This window comes from Flavobacterium sp. (assembly GCF_035760125.1).
GTDB lineage: Bacteria > Bacteroidota > Bacteroidia > Flavobacteriales > Flavobacteriaceae > Flavobacterium.
The window spans coordinates 1-2,463 of record NZ_DASTTN010000320.1 but is presented as its reverse complement, the minus strand read 5'-3'; the positions used below and the strand labels follow the sequence as shown (position 1 = coordinate 2,463).

Here is a 2,463-nt window from a genome sequence, read left to right as displayed (position 1 = left end):
TTGAAAATTTGGATTTTATAGCGATCGGAATAGGATAAATTAGTGTTGGATTTTCTTTTTTCATTCAACAATTGCTCAAATTTAGGGTCTTGATTTACGCTTAAATTGGAGTTCTGAGCTGTTATTCTGTTTGTCGTTATTAAAAATAAAGTAAATAGCGACAATGCTTTAAGGGTTCTTAAAAATCTCATAATCTGATTATTTATTCTGCAAAAATAGTTTTTTAACAGGAAATCGTAATAGTTTTGTTATTTAGATTTAATATAAATTATAATTAAGATTATTTTAAGGTTTTGAGAATAGTTCTTAAGTCGTATTTTTGTGCAAGTTTTTAAATAAGGTTCGTTTTGTTTTCTATTTTTTTAGATAACAAGCGAACAATTTTTTAGTAGATAATCAATATATTAATATGAAAAAGGTGGGTAACCATAATTCGAATTCAAGGAAATTATTTTTAAGCTTAGCATTAATGTTGAGTATTTCCGTAGCTTCATTTGCGCAAGACGCAGCTCCTGTTGCGGCCGAAGCAACTGCAGCAGCTCCAGCGGCGAGTTCTGGAGGTGATGCGGCAAAAGGTAAAGAGCTTTTTAATACCAATTGTGCTGCATGTCACAAGTTAGATGCAAAATCTACGGGTCCGGCTCTTAGAGATGTTATTTCAAGACATGAAATTTCTTGGATTTATAAATGGGTCCACAACAGTTCGGATTTAATTAAATCTGGTGATGCTGCTGCCGTAAAAGTTTTTGAGGCTAACAACAAAATTCCTATGACTGCATTCCCTCAGTTGTCTGAAGGGGATATTGATAATATTATTGCTTATACTTCTGAGCCAAAAGCTGCCGCTCCTGCTGCTGCTGGTGCTTCTGCTTCTGCTGCCGTTCCTGGTACGGTTCAAGAAGAAGGAATCTCTAATAATGTTATATTAGGTGCTTTGTCATTAGTAATGGCAATTCTTATTGTGATGTTGGTTTTGGTCAACAAAGTATTAAGAAAAGTTGCTGCTGCAAATGGTATTGAAGTAGTTGCAAAAGAGCCTACATTGCCTATTTGGAAAGCTTTTGTTAGAAATCAGTTTTTAGTTTTGGTTTCTGCTATATTCTTATTGCTTTCAGGTGCTTATTTAGTATACGGATTTTTAATGCAAGTTGGTGTAGATCAAAATTACGAACCAATTCAGCCGATACACTACTCTCATAGAATTCACGCTGGTGATAATGAAATCAATTGTAAATATTGTCACTCTGCTTCTCGTGTGAGCAAAACTGCAGGTATTCCTTCTTTGAATGTTTGTATGAACTGTCATAAAAGTATTAGTGAAGTTGCTGAAACTACTGCAACTCCAGAATACAGTAAAGCTTTTTATGATGAGCAAATCCAAAAATTATATAAAGCTGTGGGTTGGGATGCTACTTCTCAATCATATACAGGTAAAACTGAGCCAGTGAAATGGGTTCGTATTCATAATTTACCTGACTTTGTTTATTTTAATCACTCACAACACGTTACTGTAGCTGGTATTGAATGTCAAACATGTCACGGTCCTGTTCAGGAATTCGAAATCATGAAACAATTCTCTCCTCTTACAATGGGATGGTGTGTTAATTGCCATAGAAAAACTGATGTTAAAATGGAAGGTAATGAGTATTATACAAAAATACACGAAGAGCTTTCTAAAAAATATGGTGTAGACAAATTAACAGCTGCTCAAATGGGTGGGTTAGAATGTGGTAAATGTCACTACTAAAAAGAGTTTAAAGTTTTAAGTTTCAAGTTGTCTTTTATGTAGCTTGAAACTTGAGACAAAGAAAACTTGAAACTAAAAAAAAATTATTAAGATTAATATTTATATATAATATGTCATCAAACAAAAAATACTGGAAAAGTGTTGAAGAACTAGACGGAAATAGTTCTATTGTTGAGGCGCTTAGAAATAACGAATTTGTTGAAGAGATTCCTACAGATGAATTTTTAGGGAATGAAGCAGCTTTGTCTTCTTCTTCAACTACACGTCGTGACTTTTTAAAGTACGTTGGTTTTAGTACAGCGGCAGCTTCTTTAGCTGCGTGCGAAGGTCCTGTGCATTTGTCAATTCCTTATGTGCTGCAGCCTGAGCAAATTATTCCTGGAGTAGCAGATTATTATGCAACTTCGGTTTTTGATGGATTTGATTTCGCAAACCTTTTGGTAAAAACTCGTGAAGGTCGTCCAATTAAAATAGATAATAACACTATCGCTGGAGCTAAGTTTGCAGCTAACGCTAGAATTCATGGTTCTATATTGTCATTGTATGATAATATGCGTTTGAAAGAACCTAAACTAGATGCTAAAAATGCTTCTTGGTCTGCAGTTGATTCAAAAATAAAATCTAGTATTGTTGATGCTAAAGCAAAAGGTGGGCAAGTAGTATTTTTGACAAATACATTGGCAAGTCCTTCTACTGAAAAACTAATTGCTGATTTC

At 34.1% G+C, this 2,463-nt stretch carries 2 protein-coding genes and 1 pseudogene; 2 read left to right on the top strand and 1 reads right to left on the bottom strand.

What is annotated here, in order from left to right; genetic code table 11:
- Positions 1-191: pseudogene (locus tag VFS71_RS11465) on the bottom strand (SPOR domain-containing protein); the annotation flags it as partial.
- 218 nt (positions 192-409) lie between these two features.
- On the opposite strand from VFS71_RS11465, the gene VFS71_RS11460 reads away from it, so the two are divergent.
- Positions 410-1,747: a c-type cytochrome gene (locus VFS71_RS11460; protein ID WP_326401394.1), complete on the top strand. Its 1,338-nt coding sequence runs from the start codon at positions 410-412 to the stop codon at positions 1,745-1,747.
- A 110-nt stretch (positions 1,748-1,857) separates the two neighbouring features.
- Positions 1,858-2,463, top strand: a 606-nt coding sequence (locus VFS71_RS11455) for a TAT-variant-translocated molybdopterin oxidoreductase (RefSeq protein ID WP_326401392.1), incomplete at its 3' end; no start/stop codon positions are given.